This is a genomic window from Pseudorhizobium banfieldiae (assembly GCF_000967425.1).
GTDB classification, from domain to species: domain Bacteria; phylum Pseudomonadota; class Alphaproteobacteria; order Rhizobiales; family Rhizobiaceae; genus Neorhizobium; species Neorhizobium banfieldiae.
In genome coordinates, this window is the sequence record NZ_FO082820.1 from 3236844 (window position 1) to 3261074 (window position 24231).

Sequence of the window (24231 nt, forward strand, 5' to 3'; positions counted from 1 at the left end):
CATTTCTAAGCCGAAAGGTGCTGCTATTCGTCCGAACGGTCAACTGCGCGAGGCCATCCGATCCAAGGTACCATCCGCTTAGGGTTGGGACTGATCGATGAGAGCGCGCTTCAGACATGCAGCTGAAGGTGCATCTCAACGTACCGCATCCGGCCAATCCTCGAAATTGACGTCTCCGTAATCAGGTCAAGCGCCTGATCGCCAACAGGAGTCACCATGAGGATCGAACCCACCACACTTGCAGGCGTCGTCGTGATCATCCCAAGCAGACATTCTGATGACCGCGGATATTTCTGCGAGCTTTTTTGCGAGGATTTCTTCAGGTCCCAGGTGGCGGACGTGAGATTTGTACAGGACAACCAATCACTTTGCTCCCGCCCGGCGACGGTAAGGGGGCTCCACTACCAACGTTCACCGGTTCAACAGGGCAAGTTGGTTACCGTCCCCCGAGGCGCCATTTTCGATGTCGCCGTTGACCTTAGGACCAATTCATCGACATTCGGGGACTGGTTCGGAATGGTCTTATCCGCCGAGAACGGATTTCAGATCTGGATCTCGGAAGGATTTGCTCATGGTTTCATGAGCCTCGAGCCGGATACAATCACCAATTACAAAGTAACAGCACCCTATAGCGCGTCGCATGAGGGCGGGATTGCATGGGACGATCCGGATATCGGCATCAGATGGCCCATCGCAGGGCCGGTGATTGTCTCACCAAAGGATGCGTCGCAGCCACGCCTGAAAGAGATGCACGCCGACGCGCCAGTCCACCATCAGGAAGTTGCCCCATGCGTATAGTCGTAACAGGAGGAGCCGGCTTCATAGGTTCGGCGGTGGTGCGGCACCTCATTCAGGTCTGCGATACACACGTACTTGTGATCGACAAGCTGACATATGCCGGCAACCTCGCATCGCTTTCGGCCGTTGCGCATACGTCGCAGTTCAATTTCATCCGGGCCGATATTTGCGAGACTGAACGGGTCCTGAACGCCTTGGTGCAGTTCCGCCCTCAAGCCATTCTTCATCTCGCCGCTGAAAGCCATGTCGATCGGTCGATAAACGGTGCTGCTGATTTTGTGCAGACCAACATCGTGGGCACGTTCAGCCTCCTGGAAGCGGCACGGCGGTATCGCGCTACCCTGGATGCGGACGCTGCAGATGCCTTTAGGTTCGTCCATGTCTCAACAGACGAGGTCTACGGCTCATTGAGCAACGAAGGCCTCTTCACCGAAGAAAGTTCATATGATCCGTCCTCGCCCTACTCGGCATCGAAAGCGGCGAGCGATCACTTGGCCTTTGCTTGGCATCGAACCTACGGGCTACCAGTCATCGTGACCAACTGCTCCAACAACTATGGGGCTTTCCAGTATCCAGAAAAGCTAATCCCTTTGATGATCCTCAATGCGGTTCAGGGCCGGGCGCTTCCAATCTACGGTAACGGATCGAATGTGCGCGACTGGCTTCATGTCGATGATCACGCACGCGCGCTCGGCTTGATTGCCGCGCACGGACGTCCGGGGGCCCGATACAATGTCGGTGGTCGTAACGAGCGTTCCAATCTGCAAGTGGTCAATCAAATATGCGCCATCATGGATGAACTCATGCCTATGGCGGCTCCGCATAGCCGCCTCATTCGGTTCGTTGAGGACCGGCCCGGGCACGATGCGCGCTACGCCATCGATGCATTCAAGCTCGAGCATGAGCTGGGATGGCAGGCCCAGGAAGACTTCGAGTCCGGCCTCTACAAGACGGTCAAGTGGTTCATGGACAACCCTTGGTGGTGGGGCCCCCTGAGCGAAAGGTTCGAACCACCCCTTCCTCGCCGCGTGGGCCAGTTCGTTGGAGGAAGCTTATGCGTGTCCTAGTCACCGGAAACAACGGGCAACTGCTTCGGTGCCTGCGGCACCTTGCGCCGATTCACGGGCTGGATCTGATCTCTATCGGGCGACCCGAACTTGACCTTCTCAAGCCCGACTCGGTTATGACGGCGGTGCTTTGCAGGCAACCCGACCTCATAGTTTCCGCAGCGGCTTTCACCGCTGTCGACAAGGCTGAGGATCTTCCGGATCTGGCCTATGCAACGAATGCGAAGGGCGCAGGCGCTGTCGCGGCGGCGGCCTCCGCGCTTAACATTCCGATAATCCATATATCATCCGACTACGTCTTTTCCGGCTCCAAACCAGCACCCTACACCGAGGCGGACCAGACGGAGCCCTTGTCAGTCTATGGTGCGTCGAAGCTACTTGGGGAAGCCGAAGTTCGAGCGGCAACAGCCAATCATGTGATCATTCGAGCGGGCTGGCTCTACTCTCCCTTCGGGCAGAACTTCCTGAAGACGATGCTGGCGCTCGCAGCGAAGCAAGATACTGTTCGCGTCGTCGCCGATCAAAGAGGCCGACCCACCTCCGCGCTTGCTGCTGCGTCAGCCATCCTGGCACTCGCACATCGGCTCCTGCAGGATGGTCATCCGGAACTACGAGGCGTCTTTCATCTTGCGCCTGCCGGGGACGCCAGTTGGGCTGACTTCGCCGAGTTCATCTTTGGGGCTGTCGAGGCGGCCACCGCGCGACGCATCCGGATTGAACGAGTGTCATCGAGGGAATACCCGACCGCCGCTATGAGGCCGCAGAATTCATGTCTCGACGCCACGAAGATCAAGGAACGATATGGGATCACTATGCCTCACTGGCAGACTTCAGCGAGGGACATAGTGGAGATCTGTCTTCAACTCCCGGCGAAGGAAACTGCGCAATGAAAGGTATTATTCTTGCCGGGGGATCAGGGACCCGGCTTTATCCTATTACACAAGCCATCTCCAAGCAGTTGATGCCGGTCTACGACAAACCGATGATCTATTACCCGCTGACAACTTTGATGCTGGCTGGCATCCACGACATTCTTCTAATCACCACGCCGCAGGACCTAGGCGGTTTTCAGCGCCTACTGTCCGATGGGACACAGTGGGGAATCACCCTCACATATGCTGTTCAACCCAGGCCTGAAGGGCTTGCGCAATCGTTCATTATCGGAGCGGATCATGTTGCTGGAAACCGGTCGGCCTTGATCCTGGGGGATAACATTTTCTTTGGCCACGGGCTCCCCGAATTGTTGGCTACCGCAGCTCATTCAACGGGCGGTGCGACTGTCTTTGCCTATCAGGTGAGCGATCCTGAACGCTATGGTGTGGTCGAGTTTGACAGGTCGATGCGGGCACTCTCGATTGAGGAAAAGCCGCAGAGACCACGTTCCAACTGGGCCGTAACCGGCCTGTACTTCTACGACGAAACGGTGGTCGATCTTGCCGCCGATCTCGTTCCCTCCGCACGAGGGGAGCTGGAGATCACCGATCTCAACAATCTCTACCTTCAACAGGGAAACCTGCATGTTGAACGTATGGGACGCGGCTATGCCTGGCTAGACACGGGAACGCCCGATAGTCTTCTCGAGGCGGCGGAGTTCGTTGCGACGCTCGAACGCCGCCAAGGCTTCAAGATAGCCTGTCCTGAGGAAATCGCCTTGAGAAGAGGCTTGATAAATGAGCGGCAATTCGAACGGTGTGCAGCAGCTCAGGCCAAGAGCGCCTACGGTCGTTATCTGATACGATTACTGGAGCTGGAAAGCGATCAATCTCGTCAGACAGCCGTCGACAAAGTCACCAGAACATCGATGGTGGAAACACAGCTGGCCCCGGTGAACTGACGCCGGAAATTAGGCAACCCAAGGAAATGTAAACCTTTTGAAGGTGTGTATGTCACCTGATTTATACCCTGCCGCCTCCGAAGGCGGGCGATGCATCGCCTCGAATCTCGCGCTACCCTGAAAATGCAGTGAGTTTACGACTGACGCTAGCTCTGGCCTGCTCGGAGCAATAGCTGCAGCCCAAAAATGCATGTCTGACCTGACCGGGCCAGACATGCAGGCGAGCCCCCGCCCCCCCCAACCCTGGGGGCTCGCCCCCTACACCTCATCCAAGAATTTCGTAGGATTACTGCTTTGATCTTTCAAGGCGAGCCAGTAACTCATCTAGCCAGGTCTGCCAGATGCTCCATCCTCGACCGAAACTGGGAGGCAAAGTTGTGGCGTTTCGCAAACGCTAGGCCTCTTCGTGCTGCCTCCACGACGGCCCACCGTCTGTTGTTTAAGTCTAAGATCATTTCAGCCATGGCGGCCGGCGTTGCGGGCGACACCGCAAATCCCCCTCCCGATGCCTCAGATAAAGAGCGCCACATTCGGTTGCAATGGCCGACGACAGGCACGCCGCAGGCCAGGCTTTCAAGGTAGGTGCACGAAGGATCAGATTGGAGATGTGCACTCACGAAGAGATCATAGCTGCGGCGCATGGTAGGAACCAACTCGCGAACGTAATCTACCGATGTATGAAGACGTACAGCATCGCTGAGGTGATGTGACCTGATTGCGTCTGAGATCAGTCCTGCTAGGCTCCCCGCCCCATAAATGTCGAATGTGAAGTTGAGACCAGCCTTCTTGAGGCGCTGAGCTATGGGAACGAGTTGATGAGCGCCTTTCATTGGCTCAAGACGGCCAGAGTGGACAAGCCGCAAGCTCTTCCCCGACAACAACCATCGCTCCCGGGCGTACATTTCCTCCTCTGTCGCCATCATTTCAGGGAGGGCACGACTGTCCAAATACAGCATGCTGCGCGCGTTCAGCGACCCATAGACCTCGTGAGCCGGATACCCGTTGCACTGCAGACCTGCCGCATGCCGGAAGGCGCTCCGACGACGCATCTCCGTCTTGGCTATACGAAGCGCACGAACGGCCTTTCTCATCGAACCGATCGACTCAAGCTGGTTTATCCGCTGGCGCGTTTGATGCGTATACTCGATTCCATAAGCGAGACGGCATCGGGACAGCGCGATGGAAGTGGGCGACAGCAGGTCGGCAGTACTGTCTCCCGAAAGCAATGCAACATCGAAATTGGCCAGACAGGTATCGGTCACCCGGTGGTTAGGCTCCAGCAAAGACAGGTCGAAGCCGAGGGCGTCGGACTTGAACGCCTGTCCAAAAGGTATTTCCCGAGCGCCCCGCCGCAAGAAACATCGCAGGGGCCCGTTCCAGTATTCGAGATGTGCCTCGATTCCACGCACGAACTTCTTGTCCAGAACGACTTTGTTCCCAGGGAGTTCGATGACGGGAGCGGTAACGAATAATGCCAGTCGATGTGATGCCACGGATAGTCTCTCTCCTGCAGATCAAGAACAACTTTCACCTGTGGATGGCAGCCGGGGCAAATCCTTCCTTCGAATGAGATCCGCAATCGGAAGTATTGTACCTCCGGCGATCACGACAGCCTGATGGGGTGGCAGAGGAACCCTGACATCAGCACGATTAGGTATGCTGCACTGATCGCTTCTAGGAGGCAGCGATGGCATAATTGAAGCCATTTTCTTGTCGGGGGGGCAGAAAATGATCTCGTCATCAGCTCGTGAAGACATAGTCCAGTGGCGGGTACCGGTTGCAATAAGGATTGGCTACGGTCCGATCGAACTGGTGCAAGGACCTGCGGAGGCCTGTCGGTACCTTGCTGACCGCTGGCCCTTCGTCGGTGGCACCTACCACGACCTTGCCGAAAGCAGGTGCCGCGCAGCGATGTACCGGCGAGCCAGTGTTGAAGAAGCGCGAAACATCTTTATATCAGCGGCTCAGGAAGCTTGCTTGCTGGATTGACCTACAGAGTGGCTCTTTCTGCGGCGCCGGCCCATTGACACTTGCCGAGCCCGCAGGGCCGCTTCGCGCTTTCGGGCCCTTGCTCGCCTTCATAAGAAGAGCCCGGCGACGTCTCATCTACGCGTCCCCGGGCCCGTTCTTCCCCCAACCTTGAGATTTCATGATGCATCAGATGCGCTGTTGGCTCAAGGCATCGAAGAGGGTATGGGCCTCGGCTGTTTGGCTTAGGGCGAAGATTTTTACCTCACTTTGTTGAATGTGGTTAAGCCGCTCATGCCTCTCGGATCGCGTGTCTTAGAAAGGCCGCCCTGTGGGCTGCGCTCCCTTCGCGGTCGAAAAGTCTTGTGAGGGAACCGGTTGGCCGACCATCCTCGGCCCGTCGTAGTGTTTGATCCAGAGTGGCTGCGATATGAGCTCGGCCTTGCCGGATCACCTTTGGAAAGCTGCCTATGTCGCCGCTGCCCTGACGGCAGCGCGATGTGGAGTAAGAGCAATAATGTCAACAACCGCACCGCTGGATGCCGCAGCATCAAACCAAGTTGCTGGGGAGATCTTCCTGCGCCCATCTCCTCCTCCTGCCTGCCGCAAGGACGGCAGTGCCTAGCAACAGCTCACGGGGCAGAAAGGGGACCGGCTTCCTCCAGCCAGCGGCGAGAAGGCGCCATGTTGAAAGTCGCCCACTCGTCGTTGAGTGCTGCCACGAACAAGCGGTCATTTTGATCGAGATCAGTCTGCAGGTGGTCACGCAAGGCGTCAGCCCCACTATCATATCTCACCAACCATACCGATCCTTGAGCCTGCAAGGCATGCAGCGCAAACAATTTCTTTCGAAGTACACTATAGTTAGTTCCTAATCGATCGAGATCTACCGTGACAACATAAACAGACATGCGTCCCCCATTCCGCCACAACCAGAACTGAGTCTTCAATTAGCTGACAGGCTTCAGTTCTCGACAATGAAATGAATAGTTTTAACGTACCTTACCCATCCATATATTACCCGTTTCCTACAGAAACAGCTTCGTTTAACGGGCAAATTGGCCGTATCAAATCGGATCCCCCCCTACCTATTTAAGATGTACTGGTATTCGCAACACGCGTCCGAAGAGATAGGAAGGCATACTCCGCATGCACGACTGTCGACCAAGCCTAGCGTGCCCCGAGATTTCCCCGGATCGATTACATGGACGAAGGGCTGCAACTCGTTCCAAGATTCGGGACGAGGCGTGTCTGCAATAGCCAGAGACGGTGTCCCTCGGTCTTTGCCGAAACCTTTGCTGCAGCTGGTACTTAGAAGCCGCCGCGACGGCAGGAGCCTTAAATCGCTCGAGCCTGGCGGCGGTCGGTTATGGGTGACCGGGGGCGCGGCGCCGACGTAGAACTGAGAGACTGTAATGTGACCAATTTTCAAGCGGTTCTATGGTCGAGGCCCATAGCGTATCGGATTAGTCATCCGGCGAACGGATGCCTTCGGACAAAATGAAAGCGCCACCCGCTATTCACGAGTGGCGACATCGGTTCACTTGTTTTGCCATGTCTCAGTGCCGCTGCCTCCCGTCCGCAAAGATATCGTTGAGCTTGTAAGCAACCTCCGTCCGGTTGGTTGCTTTGAGTTTTTTCATGATATTGCGGATATGGACTTTAACCGTGCTTTCGCGGAGGTTGAGTTCATAAGCAATGATCTTGTTAGCCTTGCCTCTCCTCAAAGCCTCGACCACCGCCTCTTGACGCGGAGTAAACATCCCAGACAGAGGACGGCGGCCCGTCGATGGAGGCTCCGGAACCAGGTGGCTCATTGCTTGTATTGTGCTGGCCGGAACGAAGATGCCGCCCGCCATGGCCAATGACAATGCTTCGATGCAAACAGCAACCCCGACTGATGACGGAATGAAGCCGCGGGCCCCATATTCCAACATCTTCAGCACCTGAGGCAGGTCATCGTTGTCGGACAGAACGACAATGGGGATTGACCCCATCTCGCTCATCAACCGCTCCATCTCCGCACCCATCGTCTCATCGTCTGCGCGCCTTCCGCCAACATTGAAAAGGATGGCTTGAATCGGAGGATGGACGTCTTTCTCCTTCTTCCATTCATCAATGGAGCCGACGGCAAGGACCTCCTTCTGGATTCCCCGGCTGATCAAGGCCTTTGCAAGGCACTCCCGGTCAAGGACCCGCCCGTCCAGAACAAGAAGGCAGCCATCACCGGCGGCTGTCGGCACGGCGCTGCTCTCTCGGCCTCGCTGCGAGACATCCTTGGGCGTAGGTACCCTTCTAACGAAGGCTGATGCTTCATGTACACTTGCTGCCGAGTCCATGGTCTCCCCCTTTCGACAGTTACGCCATACCTATCTGGCTTACAGTGTTCTTCCTATGTCGCCGACTCTATCTGTTCCCGCACGATCCGGCACAAATAGACTATTTGCTTACTACTTTGGGATGATTTTGTCTACGGTTATTAAGGAATTGGTAATATTTGCTCTTCGTCAACTTTGTCGTCATTAGCGCCTGCTCTGAGTGGATGGAGAACAGCGGTTTGCTGCGATCGCCGCAGACCCAGTTGTAAATAGCTAGGATCTGCTCAGCCTTGGCATCCCACGTAAAATAGGCGCGGGCGCGCGCGCCCGCTTCACGGCTCATCGCAGATATCGCGGCTCGGTCGGCCATGAGCCCTTCAAGTGCGGCGGTGAAGCCGGCACCCAAACTCTGGCGGTCCCTGAAATCGATTGCAAGGCCGCTTCCGGCATCAATCAGCTCCGGCGGTCCTCCGTAGTTCGCGACGAGCGGAACGAGCCCGAGTGCCATTGCTTCGATGACCACTCCGCCTCCGAACTCCCGCACACTCGGCAAGGCCAGAAGATCGCAGTCGGATAGTTCCATCGCGAGTTTTTCCTGGGCAACCCAGCCGGCGAAGCGCACCTGACTTTCAAGCTTCAGAACCCGTACTAGCGCCTCGAGTTCGGGCCGTTGGGGTCCATCCCCGACAATGGTCACGTCGACATCTGCCCGCGCCTCGAGCGAAGAAATCGCCTGCAGCAGGATATCAGCCCCTTTGTACGGAACCAGTCTCCCGACGAACGCAACTCGCAGGCGATCATGGCGAAGCGGTCGTTGTGTGAATGGAAAGCGCGCTGGATCTATAGCATTTTCAGCCAACAGAAAGCTCTTGTCGGAGCATGCTGTCGGTAACTCGGCCAAGGTGGCACGCGAGCCTGCGATCACTGCCGATGCCTTTGCACGAGTTGCCCGGTAGCCAGGCAAGAGCCGATGGAGCCCTCTCGCGAACGAAAGCCAATCCCCTTCTCTGCTGCGCACCTCGGAGAAGCCTCGTGGCCATGCAATGCCGCCGTTCAGGGGGCCTATCACGAATGGTACGTTGATCTTCGAGAGTTTGCGGGCCAACAAGCTCTGGCTGGTCGGACTTAGCGGCGTGATGCGATGCACCAGAGCGAACTCGCCGGCTCGAATCCTGTCCTTGAGCTTTCGCCACAGCTCTCGTTCAAAGCTGTAGTAGGCCAAGGACGATAGCGCCGTCACCAGCGTCCATGCTTTATTGTCACCGCCCCGTAGGATCTCGCCGATCCCATGAAAGAGCCTAGCCGTCGTTTCATTGTCGACGGCGATGAAATCCTCGCCCTCAATAAGACCTTCGCGGAGGAAGGCAGATCTATTCCTCACCTGCGTGACGATCAGGGCGTCGACACGTTGCGCTATCGCCCGTGAGAGGTTCCATCCAACGAGGGGCACACTTGGCCAGTCGGGATTGGCGGCCTCGGCGATGAGAAGAACCCGGCGACGATGGTCAGGCATGGCTTTGCCGTCACCACTTGCCAACACGGCTCCCGCTGTTGGCGCTCGAATTGCGCAAGTCATTTCTGCAGCGTTCATCATCGCGAGCCGACCGGTCCCCGCAGTCCGCGCTGGCGAAATGCGGCCTCTTCTCAGAATCTTGACCAAAAGGATGAATCGCTTGACGTCCGCGAATTCGGCGTCGCTACGCATCCCCCAACCAGAGAAATCCTACGGTGCTCGTACAGGGTAGAGCAATCCACTAGATGCGCTAAGGATCTCCGCCCATCGGAGTAGTTAAGCTACTACCGAATCACCGATCGGCCAGTTGGGGCAGGATAGCAACCGGGGAGAGCATCCATTCGGCTAATAGCCCTGCAACGTAGCCGAGCGGCCATGCCAGAAGAACCAAGAGCTCGAGCTTCAGATTGTTCAGTCGATGCCGCACCTGGAAGAATAGGAGCAATAAGAAAGATGGTGCTCCATGCAGAGCCACAGCCCAGACAGCTCCGATAACGTCGAACAAGAGGTATCCAATCGGGAGGAGTAGGAAGATCGAGAGCCCACGGACAAAGTTGAAGGCAGTGAGTATGCGTGGCTCACCCATAGCGAAATAGACATTGGCCAAGATACCGAAGCGGCTGAAAAGCAGGCTGAACGAGAGGATTTTCAGCATCGACCCGGCGGCTTCATAACGAGAATCGTACAACACCGCTACCAGGACATCGCCCGTAGCGAAAATGGCACCGGCTGCCGTGACGAATATGACGTCAAACGGCAGTCTTAGCCTCCAATAGGCCTGAGCAAGCCCCTCCGGACTTTCTCGGCGGATCTGGCTCAAAGCCGGGACGGCAACAGAGTGGAACAGGCGACTACCCGCGCCCTCCAACATCGACACGAGGTTGAATGACAGGATATAGAGGCCAAGCGTCGCCGGCCCCACCCATCCTGCTAGCAAGATCCGGTCACCGTTGCTCGCTACCACGGTGAATGTGGAGGAAAGCATCACCCACTTTCCGAAGCGGATCAGATCTCTCACGCAATCCCTATCGAGCCTGAACCGGTTCCCGCGACCGGAAAGCCACAGGAAACTCAGCGCGGTAGTCACAGCGGCAGAGCATAGTGTCGCAAAAACGAAGGACCAGACAGACCTCGTCTGTACTGCCAGGACGACAGCCACGCCTAGGCCAGCGCACTGCGCAACCAGTTCGATCGCCGTCAGGCGACCGAGCTCAAGACGGCGGTACGCCGTGATGACTTTTGTCGATTGCAGGCCGGCAATGACGCTGCTGAAAGAACTGACGGCGATCACTGCAGGCAGAGCCGATTCATTGTAAACGGAGCCGGCGGCCATCAAATCCTGCGACTGTGCCACCGAAATTAAGTAGCCGACGCAGAGGCAGGCTGCCCAGATCAACAGCCCGTGAAGAAACTGCAGTGTCCAGGCGCTATCCAGGTAGTTACGCTGGTCGCCTAGCGGACTTTGAATAGCAGCTGGACGAAGGCCGAGGTCGGATAGCATTGCGACAGCGACCTGAACCATTGTCGCTACCGCCATAAGACCAAACATCTCCGGCACCAGCAGTCTTGTAAGGACAAGGCTGCTCGATATCCTCAGCAGTTGAATGCATACATATCCACCGATCGACCATCCTGCCGCGCGCAATACGCTCAAGCGAAACCGTTTGACGGGAGATCGAGCAACATCTTCTTTTGGCGCGGTTGCCTGTGCTTGTGGCTCCGCACGCTCGGCCGGTTCGGTTGGGGCAGCCGCAGGCGCAAGCGCGCGTGACATAGATGATCGGCCGACCAAGGGCTCGTTCCTTTTTTGAGCACAACTGCCACCAGTCCGAACAAGGGAACGAGTTGTGCTACTGCGCTGCCTCAAAGAATTGCTTGTCCAGATGCGTCGGGGCCGGTTCACCTGCTGCCATAGTTGCGGGCTTCGGCACCTCCCGGGGCAATCGAGAACGGATCTTCTCCGCCAGAACGCGAACGAATGGTTCGAGCATCATCGTGTCGTGATCCCCAGGGACCTCTACGACATCAAGGTTGCGAAGAAACTCTGACCACCCATTGTCGGGAAGAATGATGTTGCGCCCCTCCTGCAACTGTCGACCACCGGGCAAATAGTAGACCGGCGATGGTCTTGGTCGGAACAGCGTGACCTCACCTGTGAAGCTGCTGACCTGATAAGCCGACGCCGCTGCTCTGAAGGCGACTTCTATGCCTATATTGTTGAAGCCTTCTGCCGCTGCTTTCCCTGCGAGTGCTGCCTCGCGGGCGTCTCGGTCCCTTGTGGTCTTTTCGCGGTCGCGGAGCCACTTGCTTATGAAGGAAGACCTATACCGGTTGATGTCCTGGACCTTCATCAGGGCTTTGTCGGTCAAGGAAAGTGGGGGCTGCCGCGGGAGCGGCGTGTCGAACATCACGAGCCGTTCAACAGCCTCATCGGCTTCCACGAGTTGTCGCGCCATTTCCAGCGCAACAAGCCCACCACCTGAGTATCCGGCGAGGAGATAAGGGCCCTCGGGTTGGATCGTCCGAACTTCCGCCAGATAGTCTCGAGCCATCTCCTCGAAGGTTGTATGGGGCTGTAGGTCGCCATAGAGCCCCCGCGCTTGAAGCCCATAGACCGGCCGATCCTGACCAAGCAGAAGGGCAAGATGGCGCAGGTTTAGAACATTGCCGAACATGCCCGCGCAGATGAACAGTGGCGCCCCCCGGCCTTGCTCACCAAGTGCCATTGGAACGAGAGCCAGGAACTGCTCCCCGCCTGCTTCGGCAATGGGCTTCGCAGCAAGGGGTGACTGTGCCATGGAAGGCTCCAGCTCGCTTATCTTTGCGGCACATAGCGCGACCGTGGGGCATTCAAACAGCGTCGATATGGGCAAATCTACTCCATACTCGCTCCTGATCATCCTAAACAGACGCACGGCGACGAGCGAATGTCCGCCGAGCTGGAAGAAGTCGTCGTTTACGCCGACCCGCTCAAGTCCGAGCAATTCCTTCCAGAACCCTACGAGTTGGCACTCCACTTCATCGCGGGGCGCTACATAGTCCGAAGCCAGATCCGGTCTTTCGAACTCCTCCGAGGGTTGCACCGGTGCCCGTGGTTCTTCGACGAGCGCCCGCAGTGCCTCCAACTCCATCGAACTCACAGCAATTTCGCGATATGGCAGCGCCAACGCGCGAAGCAGGGCCTCGAAGCCCTCTTGCGGCTTGATCCCCAGTTCAACCTGCGTCGCGAGTCTCGTCCGTGCAGGGCCATCGGACACGGGCGGCGCATGTGGAGAGTCGCTACCTGCACCATTGGAAGGAGCTGAAAGGTTGCCGGCCAGCCGACGCATAACGAACTGCTCGATATCCACGATGATGTTTCCCTGGGGATCGCAGATCGTAACATCGAACGCGACGAAACCGTCACCAAAGTCATCGCAGCGGGATTTCCTTACCCAACTGACGATGGAACCCGGGATCATCCCCTGCACCTCAATCCGTCCATAGCTAGCGGGTACCCAGAGCCTGTCGCCGAGTTGCTGCTCGTCGAGCAACTCCAGCGAAAAACCCGTGGCGATGTCGAGCAATGCCGGGTGGAGCGGACTGGTGCAAAGGTCACTCCGGAAGTCGTCAGCGAGCGAAAGTTCCGCAAGTCCTTCGCTACGAGAGAGAATTTTCGATCTCAGTAGGGCCCAGCGTGCCCCAAAACGCATCCGCCCTTCTTGCGCGGATGTCAGAGCAACGCCTTCAGCGGAGATCGTTGACGTCCCGAAACATTTCCTGATTTCATCGAGATCCAATGGACCGCGCAGGTCACTGCCAAGCCTCACCGATGCCTCTGCATGCATGATCACTTGATCAGTGCTGGCTTCGACAGACCCGATAACCACCTGAAACTCAGGACCCTGACCAACCAAACGAAGACGGAATCTCCGCTCTTGTTCGCCTTCCAGCACAAACGGGCGTATGAACGAAAGGTTCGTGATGCAGGGATTGCCCTCAAGACCATAGGCCCGGATGGCCTGAGCAAGAAAATCGACATAGGCGGTGCCGGGTAGCACGGCCTCCCCCCCGGGGAGACGGTGTTCATCCAAGACCCAGTGGCGACGGGCGGAAAGCGCTACCTCCAACCAAAGGTCGCCCTGCTTGTCTGCAATCCAGCGATCGAAGATCCCCACCTCATTGGGATAGTTCTCAACGACGGGTGAGATTGCAAGGCCGACGGCTCGTGCAGCCAATCCGACCTCGCTCCATACGCCCCAGTGGAGGGACACCACCCGTCGCCCATCCTTTGGCGATGCCGATTGAGCGTAGGCATTGAGGTAAGCATTGCCTGCGACATAGGCTACCTGTCCGGCTCTGGGTATGTCCGTGCTGGTCGATGAGAAGAGTATCAGGAAGTCCAACTTTACATCTTCAAGAACGGAATGAAGGACGCGTAACCCGGTGACCTTCGGCGAGAGCACCTGTTGAAGTTCGCCAAGCGTCCTCATCTGCACCAAGCCATCATCCAGGGCACCGGCGCAGTGAAGCACCCCGTTGATCTCCCCGAACCGCCGCATTGCTGCAGCCACCGCTGCAGCCATCTGCTCGCCGTCGGTTACATCCGCAGCGACGTAGAGAACCTCAGCTCCAGCGTCTTCAAGAGCTTTGATTTTCGCCATTGCTCGTCGCACCGGTGCATCGGCCAAACGCTGCTGAAAAAGACCCCATTCCGTCTTGGCAGGCAGATGCTGGCGGGCAACCAGCACAAGCCTGGCTTCGTACTGTTTCGCCAACTCGGCCGCCAGCGCCAAGGCCACCTCGCTCATGCCGCCTGCAATGAGATAGACACCACGCTTGCGCAACGAAACCTGTTGTCCTTCCAGGGGAGGAAGCGGGCAAGTCGAGTGTGTTTGGGTGAAACGGCGTTCGCCCCGAAGTGCGACCATCTCGTTTTGGGGCACCGTCTGCAACTCCTCCCAGACCCGCTCAATCAGCTCTCCCGGCGGGACGAACGCCGGATTCTTGGAGGGTCTGCTGTACCAGGCCGCTCTTTTCCTCACCGAGGCGGACGTCGGTGGGCCGATATCGAGCAACTTCACGGTTACGCTTGGCAATTCCTTTGGCAGCACAAGCGCCGGCCCTAGAATCAGGGACCGCTCCGGACTGACCAGTTCGTGGTCCTCGGCCTGCAACACCTGGCGCGCCACAATGGTGATAGAGACCTGTCGCTCCTCCGCCAGGTCCGCCCAGGCCTGACCGAGCCCGACCATGCTGCCGAAACCAAGCTCTTCATTCTCATGGAGGAGGCTGGACCCCGCTCGGACTGATGGCTCCGCGTCGGCCAGCCACATGTGCAGGATTTTCTGGGGCAGGCGCCCGGTCGACCGCAAACGCTCCAGCAAGGCGACATACCCTGCCCGCCCCAGTTCCGAGCACAGCGTGTAGCTATCCGTACCCCGTTCGCCCATACCATCGCCGCGCGTCACTGTGACGGTTCGATGCCCCTGCGATCGCAGCCTGCGGGCGAGTTCTTCACCGAGGCCGCCCTCATCCAGGAATATAAGCCATTCTGCGGGTTCGAATTCCGTATCCGGGTCAGCAAGCGAGCGCTTCCAACTGGGACGATACCCCCATTGAGAGATGTCCTGGATCTTCAGGAGTGGGGGCTGTATCGTTGCGACTTCCTCCCGATCCGCAGGCTCTATGAAGTAGCGACGATGTTGAAACGGATAGGTGGGCAGCGACAGCAGTCTTGCATCTTGTCCTCCGACGAGCCCTTCGAGATCTACTGCAAGACCAGCGGCATAGGCACGACCGAGTGCGGAAATGAGATATTCCCGGTCATCCCACTCTTCGTCTCCATGAGGCAAGGAGCTGATCACTCGATTCGCCGGGATAGTTCCCTGTAATTTCGCCAGTGATGAGAGGACACGCCCTGGCCCAACCTCCACGAAGACAAGCGCCTCTCGCGCATGCAAGGCGCCGAGCCCTTCGGCAAATCTTACGGGACGCCGAAGGTGGTTTCGCCAATACACTGGATCTACCGCTTGGTCCCCGGTTAGGGGTGCCCCGGTCAAGTTAGATATGATCGGAATATCTGGTGCCGATAGCTGAAGCGAACCCAGGAATGTCTCGAATTCGTCGAGGATAGGGTCGAGCAGGCTTGAATGGGCAGCAATGTCGATCGCCAGTCGGCTCGCCTCGACGCCCTCCCCCGCAAGCGTGGCTCTGAACGCCTCGAGATCGTCATTGCGACCCGAAACAACGCAAAGCGAAGGTGCATTGACGCAGGCCAGATCTAGTTTCTCGGGCAGCCGAGGGACCAGCGTGGCCTCTTCCAATGGGATGCTCAGCATACCGCTAGGCTCGACCCGTTCAAACAATCTCCCCCGAAGGTGAACAAGGTTCATCGCATCCTGGAATGAGAGCACGCCTGCGACACACGCGGCTGCATATTCACCCATTGAGTGTCCGATCAGTGCCACCGGCTCAACCGCATGGCGTTGCCACAGTCGCGCTAGTGCAATCTCTGTAACGAGGATCGCGGGCAGTTGAAGCGAAGGTCGCAGGAACTTCTGTCGGGCGTCCCGCGTATTCTGGTCGAACCAGATCGCTCGTATGAGCGCGGAAACGTCATGTGGAAGATAGCCGAGCCCTTCGTCGATCACCTTGGCAAAAAGCTTGTCCTCACGATAAAGGGTTGCCGCCATCCCCGGATGCTGCGCGCCCCCGCCGGGGAACATGAAAACGGCGCCTTCCAGACGATCTAGTCGTGACTGCCACATCGCCTGATTGGGGGAAGAAAGACGAGGCAAGGCGGCTGCGAGGTCCCGAGCTGCAACGACCATCCATTCATTGAAGGGTTTACGGCCCTGTACCAGTGTATGGGCGACATCGCTGAGTCGTGCGTCCGGGTTTTCCGCTAGCCAGTCCTTGAGCCGGTTACCGGCCGACTCCAACCCTGGCCGATTTTTCGCCGACAGTAGCAGGAGAAGCGGGGAACTTCGCGCGGTCTCCTCATAACTTGGGAGGGCGCTGCCTCGGACAGGCGCCTCTTCAAGCACGACATGCGCATTGGTCCCGCCGACACCGAGCGAGTTGACGCTGGCTCGTCGCGGTCCCGAACCAGCCTGCCATGCCACCAACCGATCGCAAACCTTGAACGGGCTGCGGACAAAGTCGATGGCCGGGTTAGGCCTTTCGAAGCCAAGCGTGGGAGGGATCTCGCGGTGCTTCAGGCACAAGGCCGCCTTGATCAGACCGACGACGCCAGCTGCCGTATCCAAGTGGCCGATATTGGATTTGACCGAACCGACGTAGCAGTAACCCGTCTTCTGCGTTACCTGTTGGAAGGCTTGGCTGAGGGCTTCGATCTCAATGGGATCCCCAAGATACGTTCCCGTCCCATGGCATTCCACATAGCCGATCGTGTCGGCCCCGACACCCGCAATCGCCTGCGCCTCCACGACCGCCTGCGCCTGACCTGATACACTGGGAGCCAGGTAACCCGCCTTGCTGCCACCATCGTTATTGATCGCCGTGCCCTTGATGACGGCATGGACGATGTCCCCGTCGCGCAGGGCATCGTCCAGTCGTCGCAGAACGACGACGCCGGCGCCGCTTCCGAAAACCGTGCCAGCGGCGCGATGATCGAAAGGCCTGCAGTGGCCGTCAGGAGAGAGGACCTCGCCCGGGTTGTAGACGTAGCCTCGGCGGTGCGGAATCTCTATCGTGACGCCTCCTGCAAGCGCCATGTCGCACTCTCCGCTCAACAGGCTCTGCACCGCGTAGTGAACGGCGACCAACGAGGTTGAGCATGCGGTTTGAATATTGACACTTGGACCTTTCAGATCGAACAGGAACGAGGCTCTGGTCGACAGGAAGTCCTTGTCGTTGCCGGTGTGACGCAGGAGGAACATACCCACTTGGTCTACCAGCCGCCGATTGCTGCACACATTGAAGTAGAAATAGCTGCCCATTCCACAGCCTGCGAAAACACCGACAGGCTCGGACATGGCGGAGGGAAACTTACCAGCGCTCTCCAAGGCTTCCCAGGCGCATTCGAGAAACTGGCGGTGCTGAGGATCCATGATAGCGGCGTCCTTCGGGCTGAGGCCGAAGAAGTCCGCATCGAACATTTCCATATCGGGTAGGTCCGCAGTGCGCGGCACGTAGTGTGGGTGACGGATGCGCGTCGGGTCTTCGCCGCTTGCCAGCAGTTCGTCCCCGGAAAGATCCCGAATGCTTTCGACACCGTTCCTCAAGTTCGCCCAAAATCGATCGACGTTAGCCGCGCCAGGGACACGCAACGCCATCCCTACGATCGCGATGTCGCCGGCACCCATCTGACTCTTTGCGTCGAGCATCCCCAACTCCGTCACAGAAGACACAGTCGCCTTCCCGCAAGTTCCCCTTTCCATTTCGCGCCACCAACAGCAGCGAAGCAACTAACCCTTTCGACACCTGGCTCATCCCATTGGTGAGACGGTCTACAGCCTTTGACCCTTCGTTTGACGCGTGCCTCTCCCTAGGGCGGGGGTGCGAGCATGTTGATCTTTAGCGCTGCCAACAGTTGTATCGAACTGGGGTTCTTGAGCGGGGGAAAGGCTATGGCCGTACTGAGATCCGTCTTCGTGGGCGATGGGCTGCTACTGCCCCAGTGCGCAGATCTGTATCTGGCGAGGGGCCACAAACTTTCCCTCGTTGCCACCGGCAACCCGCATATTCTGGCGTGGGCGGAACAACGAGAGGTCCGCACCTGTAAGCCAGACAGGCTTGAGGGAGAGTTTACCGGTCTGAGCTTTGAATGGTTGTTCAGCATTGCAAACCTGCAGAAGCTGTCCTCGACCATTCTGGAAACCCCACTTGCCGGCGCAGTGAACTTCCATGATGCGCTCCTTCCCGACCAGATAGGGCTCAACGCACCCGCCTGGGCAATCATCGAAGGCCGGGAGCATCACGGTATCAGTTGGCATGCCATGACCAGCGAAGTGGATGCCGGCCCAATCTATCTGCAAAAAAGCTTCGGCATTGAACCCGATGAAACGGCCTTTACCCTGAACAGCAAGTGTTTCGAACTCGGCCTTACTTCGTTCGAAGAGTTGCTCGATGCGATCGAGGCTGATCGCTGCACGCCGTGGGAGCAGCGGTCATTACGCGGGTCAGTCTATCGGAGGCAAGACCGGCCAAAGGCCGCGGGGACGCTGGACTTCAACAGATCGGCGACCGAGCTGGATCAACTTGTGCGTGGTCTTAACTTCGGCGAGACCTACCCTAACCCTCTTGTGCTTCCGAAGGTCCGCCACGCAGGCACCATCTACTACGTGAAGACGTGCGCAGTGTTGGGCTCTAGCGCCGCCTCCAAGCCTGGCCTTGTCCTGTCGGTCGAAGGTGATCAGGTGACCGTGGCGGCACAAGATAAATGCCTGCAGATGACCTTGAGCCCAGCTCCCAGCCTTTCTCGGAAGACCACTGCCTCCATCCTTCCAGGCGATGTTATCTCTGGCGAGGACATCAACGCGGATGAATTGACGGCGGCGGTCGCCAAGGTGGCCCAGTACGAGCCGGAGTTTCGCCGCCGCCTCGAAGATCTGACCGATGTCGAACTGGACTTTGTGCGGGGGGCTCAACAAGAAGAGGGGCAGGATTGGAGACGCCGTCCGCTGCCTTATCTTTCTCGAATGCAGCACAGCCAACAGATTGCAGTCATCTGCTCGTACCTAGCCCGGCGCTCGCAGCAGTCATGCTTCGATGTCGCCTATTCTAGCCGAACGATATCGGATCTTGGCACCAAATATCCTGGCTACTTCTCTGAGTGGGTGCCACTGCGGTTCGAATGGTCCCCGACGACGAGGCCCCAAGAGGCCGTCGGGGCTGTCGAGGCTCAGCTGCAGTGCCTGGCAAGAAGCCTCACCTATCTGAGCGACCTCTCGGCGAGGTTTAGGACGCCTGACAGCACGTCCCTTACCTGTGCAATCATCGATCGTGAACAGAGCGCGGCCTCGGCAACAGCGTCGGGATGCGCGGTTCTATTTGAGATCTGTGGTCCCGCCTGTTTCATCGTCTTCGACGCATCCCGGGTAGACGAACACCAGGTTGACGCTCTGATTGAGCGTCTGGCCGTCTTTTCGGCCGCGTTCCTCCAGCTCGACACTTCTTTGGCGCATCTGCCTATGATTTCTCCGGAGGAGCAGGATCGTATCCTCTACCACTGGAATGATAGCCAGAAGGTGGTGGAGACCTCAGTGTGCGTCCACCAGCTGATCGAAAATCAGGTCCAACGTACTCCCGATGCCGACGCCGTTTGTTGTGGTCGGACGTCCCTGACCTACCGGGAACTGAACGAACGGGCAGGAGAGCTTGCGCAGGCCCTGCTGGCAAGAGGTGTCCGTGTTGGCGACATCGTGGGCCTTTTCCTGCCGCGATCGGTCAATATGGTCGTGGCCGTGCTTGCGGTTTGGAAGGCGGGCGCAGCTTATCTTCCACTTGACCCAGATTTCCCGCCGGATCGCGTGCATTTCATGATCGATGATAGCCAGACACGGCTCATTCTCGCGGAGCACGGCCAGAGGGCAATTCCGGCCACTACCCGCGCTGAGATCCTATACATCGATGACTATGACGCTCCATCGCTGGACGCCGTAGGACTTCCACACGTCGATTCTGACGACCTGGCCTATGTGATCTATACGTCCGGCTCTACGGGCCTCCCCAAAGGTGTCATGGTCGAGCATCGCAATGTGGTGAACTTCTTTTCCGGCATGGACGATAGGGTGCCGGTTTATGAAGACCGCCAAAACGTCTGGCTCGCCGTCACCAGTTTGTCGTTCGATATCTCGGTCCTGGAGCTCTTCTGGACGCTCTCGCGTGGCTTCAAGGTTGTCATTCATTCGCCCGAGGTCATCGTTTCGAAAGCCCGAGCACGACAAAATCCGGCCTTGGCCGGCCTCTCCTTTGGGTTGTTCTACTGGGGCAACGACGCATCGGTTGGTCCCGAGAAGTATCATTTGCTTCTGGAGGGCGCCCGGTTCGCCGACACGCACGGCTTCGATTCTATCTGGACACCAGAACGTCATTTCCATGCCTTTGGAGGGCCGTTTCCAAATCCGGCCGTGACGGGTGCGGCCGTCGCCGCTGTCACCCGAAACCTCTCGATCCGCGCCGGCAGTTGCGTTCTGCCCCTCCACCATCCAATCCGGGTCGCGGAGGAATGGGCGGTGGTCGACAACCTGAGCAATGGCCGGATAGGACTTGCCTTCGCCTCCGGCTGGATGCCGGAGGATTTCGTGCTGCGCCCTGAGAATACACCGCCCCTCAACAGAACCAACCTGGTCACTTCCATCGACACCGTTAGGCGGCTTTGGCGCGGGGAAGAAGTGAGGTTTCCGCTCGGCGAGCAGGAGATCGGCGTGACAACTCAACCTCGCCCCATTAGCAAGGAGCTACCGGTCTGGTTGACCACGGCCGGAAATCCCGAAAGCTATCGCGAAGCTGCCCGAATGGGTGCTCACGTCCTAACTCATCTTTTGGGACAGTCGATCGCGGAGCTTGCTGAAAAGATCTCCCTTTATCGGCAAGAGCTTCTCAAGCTCGGCAGGGACCCGGGGGACTACAAGGTCACGCTCATGCTTCATACGCTTATCGGCGCCGATCGCGAAGCCGTCCGCGAACGAGCCAGAGTTCCGCTGAAGGAATACCTGAAAAGTGCGGCGGCCCTGATCAAGCAATACGCCTGGGACTTCCCCGCGTTCAAGAAGCCACAAGGTCTCGCTCAGCCGGCCGATATCGACCTGCGCTCTCTCTCTGAAGACGAACTCGACGCCATCCTTGACTTCGCCTTCCTGCGCTACTTTGAGGATAGCGGATTGTTCGGGACTGTGCCGGACGCATTGGCCAGACTGGAAGAGGTTCGTGCAGCCGGCGTGGATGAAATTGGCTGCCTCATCGATTGGGGCTTGCCAGAGATGATTGCGCTCGACGGCCTGAAGCCGCTCGCGAATGTCGTTCACCTCTGCAAGTCCTCCGGCGCACCGTCTCATGAGGACGGGTTCGCGAAGGAGATCCTTCGGCATCAGGTCACCCATCTGCAGGCTACGCCTTCCATGATGCGCAGTTTCATGATGTCGAGCGAAGACAGGGCGGCTCTCGGTGCCATTCGGCACATCCTGATCGGCGGTGAGGCACTGCACGGAAGTCTGGTTCGCGAATTGCAGCAGCTGACTGCAGCATCGATACAAAACATGTATGGGCCCACCGAAACGACGATCTGGTCGACCTCAGCCCTAGCAAACTCCTTTTCGGGCATCGTCACGATAGGTCGACCCATCGCGAATACCCAGGTCTATGTTCTTGACCGCTTCATACAGCCGGTTCCGCCGGGGAGTGTCGGAGAGCTGTTCATAGGCGGCCAAGGCGTGACGCGCGGCTATCTCCATCGCAAGCAGCTGAACGACGAAAGGTTTGTCAAAGATCCCTACTCGACAGGACGCCTGTATCGCACTGGCGACCTGGCGCGCTTTGACGAGAATGGCTCGCTACACTTTGTCGGCCGCAACGACCATCAGGTAAAGATCCGCGGCTACCGCATTGAACTTGGCGAGATTGAAAGCCGGCTTGCCACCTTGTCGGGCGTCTCGGAGGCCGTTGTGACTGCTCAAAAGAGTGAGAACGGAGACACCAGGCTCATCGCCTATGTAAGAGGCGACATCGCCAACCTCACTGAGACGCACCTTGTCGACCATCTCCGAGCAGGTCTCCCTGATGCAATGATTCCGACAGACTTCATGTTTCTGGAGTCCTTCCCGCTCACCCCCAATGCCAAGGTTGATCGCAACCGTCTGCCTTCGCCGAGCAAAGCTGCCGCATCGGCCGGACTGCCGTATCTACCTCCCGACGGGGCGCTGGAGGAGGCAATCAGCCTTGCCTTTGCACAAACTCTCGGCCGCCAACAGGTCTCGCGCCACGATAACTTCTTTGCGCTTGGTGGTCATTCCCTCTTGGCAGTGCAACTGCATCGGGATCTAAGGTCAAAGGTAGCGCCGGGCATCACAATCACGGACCTGTTCCGATTCCCGACTGTTGCTGGCCTCGCCGCGCATCTATCTGGTGATGATCCAAGCAGCCGGCAATTGTCAAAAGCGGCCGACCGCGCCGCCCTTCGGAGGCGAGCCCTTCAACAACGTAATCCTCGCACGCGCGCCGATGTTCTGGTTTGAAAAGGGTTTACTCCCGCCGCATAGGGTGATCGCTTGCTTTAGCGATTACCAAGAGCCCGCAACTCCCTTATACGAAGTGGAGAGGGCCTACATCAGCGGCTCTTCGAAGGTCCGACAGCGCGAATTCTCCGTCGGCCGAGCCTGCGCCAGACGCGGCCTTGCGCTGCTCGGACGAGCTGCCGGCGCCATACCGTCGGACGCATACCGCGCGCCCGTGTGGCCACACGCGATCGTAGGGTCGATCAGTCATTGCCGCGGGCTGTGTGGCGCAGCCGTTGCGCAACGTAATGAAGCACTGAATTCGATCGGTATGGACATTGAAGAGCGTAGAGCGGTCTCGCCTGATCTCGCTGACATGATCTGTCTTCCGGAGGAGCGAGCGTGGCTTTCGAGCTTCTCTTCTGTGCAATCACGCGATGCTCTTACCGCAATATTCAGCGCGAAGGAGGCCTTCTACAAATGCCTCCACCCGGTAACTGGCCTCATCTTCGGATTTGATGCTGTACTGATCGACGTCGACTTTTCGGGAGGCCGCTTCCGGGCGACTCTTCAAACGCCGCTCCCTCCGCTTCCTGCCACCTACAGGATGACCGGAGAGATCCGGCTAAGTGATGACCACGTCATCACCGCCATCACGCTCCCAGCGCCTCACCCGTGTCTTGCCGACCGCCCCAAGAGTTCATGAGAGAAGAGTTTGGCAAGAGGAATGACGGAGAAGGCATAGCGTCTCCATAACCGTTTTGGATCTCCAAATAAGCGGTGAGCCCATTCGAGACCGCTCCGTTGCATCCATACTGGCGCTCTGCGTTTCGTGCCGACCAGGAATTCCAACCCTGCGCCGACATTCAAGCCTATTCCCGTGGCACGCGGGTGGCACGACAGTTGGTGGGCGATCATATCCGATTGAGGTGAGCCAATTGCCAGAAAGACGAAGCGTGATCCGGCCTGAGCTACGAACTCGACACAGGCCTGCAACGCCTCAGGATTGTGGCGGACCCCGTATGGCGGAACGATCGCGTGGAACGTGAGCTGCGGATACGCGCTCCGCATACGCGCTACGACTTCGTCAGTTGCTGCGACTATGGTGATCGCATCTCCTGGTGAAACCACGGAACGGAAAAGATCCGCCGTCAGGTCCGAACCCGTGATCAAAGGCAATTTGATAAACATGAGCCTGGCTAGGGTTCGGATCGGCCGGCTGTCGCAAAGGCTGAGCCAAGCGCCTGCAATATATCGCCTGAGCTCTGCATCGCGGCTCATTCTCACCACGTAGTCGACATTCGGCGTAACCACATAACGGAAGCGCCGCCCAGGTGGATTGTCTTCAAGAAGTCGCAGAACGGTAGAGCGCGACATCAGGTTGAAGGGGGCACCGAGGAAGAAGCATCGTCGCGCAACGAGACGCTCCTTCACAGACGAGGCAGTGTCGATGGCGGCCATTGCAGATCCCCCCGAAATCGGACACCCCAGCAGCTCCCTGTCGAAAACAGCGCGAGGGCATTCGCTAACCCTATGATAAGTATTAATTTTCTTCGCGAGGACAGCAATTCACCGG

General features: G+C 58.0%; 14 protein-coding genes. 7 read left to right on the top strand and 7 right to left on the bottom strand.

Going from position 1 to position 24231, the window contains the following annotated elements; all coding sequences use genetic code 11:
- Window positions 1–216: 216 nt before the first annotated feature.
- The 4 genes from rfbC to rfbA are packed head-to-tail and all read left to right on the top strand — an operon-like array spanning window position 217 to window position 3699.
- Entirely contained in the window at window positions 217–798 is a 582-nt protein-coding gene (gene rfbC / locus NT26_RS15830; RefSeq protein WP_052640178.1) for a dTDP-4-dehydrorhamnose 3,5-epimerase, read from the top strand.
- The gene (gene rfbB, locus NT26_RS15835) at window positions 789–1865 is read left to right on the top strand and encodes a dTDP-glucose 4,6-dehydratase (protein WP_052640180.1); all 1077 of its coding nucleotides are present in this window, start codon (window positions 789–791) and stop codon (window positions 1863–1865) included. The genes rfbC and rfbB overlap by 10 nt, the downstream gene beginning before the upstream one ends.
- The gene (gene rfbD, locus NT26_RS15840) at window positions 1853–2755 is read left to right on the top strand and encodes a dTDP-4-dehydrorhamnose reductase (protein WP_052640182.1); all 903 of its coding nucleotides are present in this window, start codon (window positions 1853–1855) and stop codon (window positions 2753–2755) included. The genes rfbB and rfbD overlap by 13 nt, the downstream gene beginning before the upstream one ends.
- Complete coding sequence (rfbA, locus tag NT26_RS15845; protein WP_082077730.1) at window positions 2752–3699, top strand: glucose-1-phosphate thymidylyltransferase RfbA; 948 nt, start codon at window positions 2752–2754, stop codon at window positions 3697–3699. The genes rfbD and rfbA overlap by 4 nt, the downstream gene beginning before the upstream one ends.
- Window positions 3700–4019: 320 nt before the next feature.
- Here rfbA and NT26_RS15850 read toward each other — a convergent pair whose 3' ends face one another.
- On the bottom strand, window positions 4020–5192 hold the full coding sequence (locus NT26_RS15850) for a glycosyltransferase (RefSeq protein ID WP_052640184.1): 1173 nt from the start codon (window positions 5190–5192) through the stop codon (window positions 4020–4022).
- A gap of 235 nt (window positions 5193–5427) precedes the next feature.
- Here NT26_RS15850 and NT26_RS22440 point away from each other — a divergent pair, with 235 nt between their 5' ends.
- Window positions 5428–5688: a DUF982 domain-containing protein gene (locus tag NT26_RS22440; RefSeq protein WP_082077823.1), complete on the top strand. Its 261-nt coding sequence runs from the start codon at window positions 5428–5430 to the stop codon at window positions 5686–5688.
- A 611-nt stretch (window positions 5689–6299) separates the two neighbouring features.
- Here NT26_RS22440 and NT26_RS15855 read toward each other — a convergent pair.
- The 5 genes from NT26_RS15855 to NT26_RS15875 all read right to left on the bottom strand — a co-directional run bounded on the left by NT26_RS15855 (window position 6300) and on the right by NT26_RS15875 (window position 17828).
- Entirely contained in the window at window positions 6300–6578 is a 279-nt protein-coding gene (locus NT26_RS15855; RefSeq protein ID WP_142589511.1) for a hypothetical protein, read from the bottom strand.
- A gap of 648 nt (window positions 6579–7226) precedes the next feature.
- Entirely contained in the window at window positions 7227–8006 is a 780-nt protein-coding gene (locus NT26_RS15860) for a LuxR C-terminal-related transcriptional regulator (protein WP_052640189.1), read from the bottom strand.
- Between the two features lie 100 nt (window positions 8007–8106).
- The gene (locus NT26_RS15865) at window positions 8107–9522 is read right to left on the bottom strand and encodes a glycosyltransferase family 4 protein (protein ID WP_162197794.1); all 1416 of its coding nucleotides are present in this window, start codon (window positions 9520–9522) and stop codon (window positions 8107–8109) included.
- Window positions 9523–9790: 268 nt separating this feature from the next.
- On the bottom strand, window positions 9791–11272 hold the full coding sequence (locus NT26_RS15870) for an oligosaccharide flippase family protein (protein ID WP_052640194.1): 1482 nt from the start codon (window positions 11270–11272) through the stop codon (window positions 9791–9793).
- A gap of 76 nt (window positions 11273–11348) precedes the next feature.
- A complete protein-coding gene (locus tag NT26_RS15875) occupies window positions 11349–17828 on the bottom strand; it encodes a type I polyketide synthase (protein WP_052640196.1) in 6480 nt (2159 codons plus the stop codon).
- A gap of 243 nt (window positions 17829–18071) precedes the next feature.
- Here NT26_RS15875 and NT26_RS15880 point away from each other — a divergent pair, with 243 nt between their 5' ends.
- Both NT26_RS15880 and NT26_RS23420 read left to right on the top strand, forming a co-directional pair.
- On the top strand, window positions 18072–22676 hold the full coding sequence (locus NT26_RS15880; RefSeq protein WP_065814548.1) for a MupA/Atu3671 family FMN-dependent luciferase-like monooxygenase: 4605 nt from the start codon (window positions 18072–18074) through the stop codon (window positions 22674–22676).
- The gene (locus NT26_RS23420) at window positions 22663–23361 is read left to right on the top strand and encodes a 4'-phosphopantetheinyl transferase family protein (protein ID WP_052640198.1); all 699 of its coding nucleotides are present in this window, start codon (window positions 22663–22665) and stop codon (window positions 23359–23361) included. Before NT26_RS15880 ends, NT26_RS23420 begins: the two co-directional genes overlap by 14 nt.
- Here the strand turns inward: NT26_RS23420 and NT26_RS22445 are convergent.
- The gene (locus tag NT26_RS22445) at window positions 23325–24116 is read right to left on the bottom strand and encodes a WecB/TagA/CpsF family glycosyltransferase (RefSeq protein WP_082077732.1); all 792 of its coding nucleotides are present in this window, start codon (window positions 24114–24116) and stop codon (window positions 23325–23327) included. The two genes, NT26_RS23420 and NT26_RS22445, sit on opposite strands and share 37 nt — an antisense overlap.
- Window positions 24117–24231 lie beyond the last annotated feature (115 nt).

Bases quoted from the DNA above. Each gene is read 5' to 3' on its own strand.
- rfbC (WP_052640178.1), top strand. From the start codon at position 217: ATGAGGATCGAACCCACCACACTTGCAGGCGTCGTCGTGATCATCCCA.
- rfbB (WP_052640180.1), top strand. From the start codon at position 789: ATGCGTATAGTCGTAACAGGAGGAGCCGGCTTCATAGGTTCGGCGGTG.
- rfbD (WP_052640182.1), top strand. From the start codon at position 1,853: ATGCGTGTCCTAGTCACCGGAAACAACGGGCAACTGCTTCGGTGCCTG.
- rfbA (WP_082077730.1), top strand. From the start codon at position 2,752: ATGAAAGGTATTATTCTTGCCGGGGGATCAGGGACCCGGCTTTATCCT.
- NT26_RS22440 (WP_082077823.1), top strand. From the start codon at position 5,428: ATGATCTCGTCATCAGCTCGTGAAGACATAGTCCAGTGGCGGGTACCG.
- NT26_RS15855 (WP_142589511.1), bottom strand. From the start codon at position 6,578: ATGTCTGTTTATGTTGTCACGGTAGATCTCGATCGATTAGGAACTAAC.
- NT26_RS15860 (WP_052640189.1), bottom strand. From the start codon at position 8,006: ATGGACTCGGCAGCAAGTGTACATGAAGCATCAGCCTTCGTTAGAAGG.
- NT26_RS15870 (WP_052640194.1), bottom strand. From the start codon at position 11,272: ATGTCACGCGCGCTTGCGCCTGCGGCTGCCCCAACCGAACCGGCCGAG.
- NT26_RS15875 (WP_052640196.1), bottom strand. From the start codon at position 17,828: ATGCTCGACGCAAAGAGTCAGATGGGTGCCGGCGACATCGCGATCGTA.
- NT26_RS15880 (WP_065814548.1), top strand. From the start codon at position 18,072: ATGGCCGTACTGAGATCCGTCTTCGTGGGCGATGGGCTGCTACTGCCC.
- NT26_RS23420 (WP_052640198.1), top strand. From the start codon at position 22,663: ATGTTCTGGTTTGAAAAGGGTTTACTCCCGCCGCATAGGGTGATCGCT.
- NT26_RS22445 (WP_082077732.1), bottom strand. From the start codon at position 24,116: ATGGCCGCCATCGACACTGCCTCGTCTGTGAAGGAGCGTCTCGTTGCG.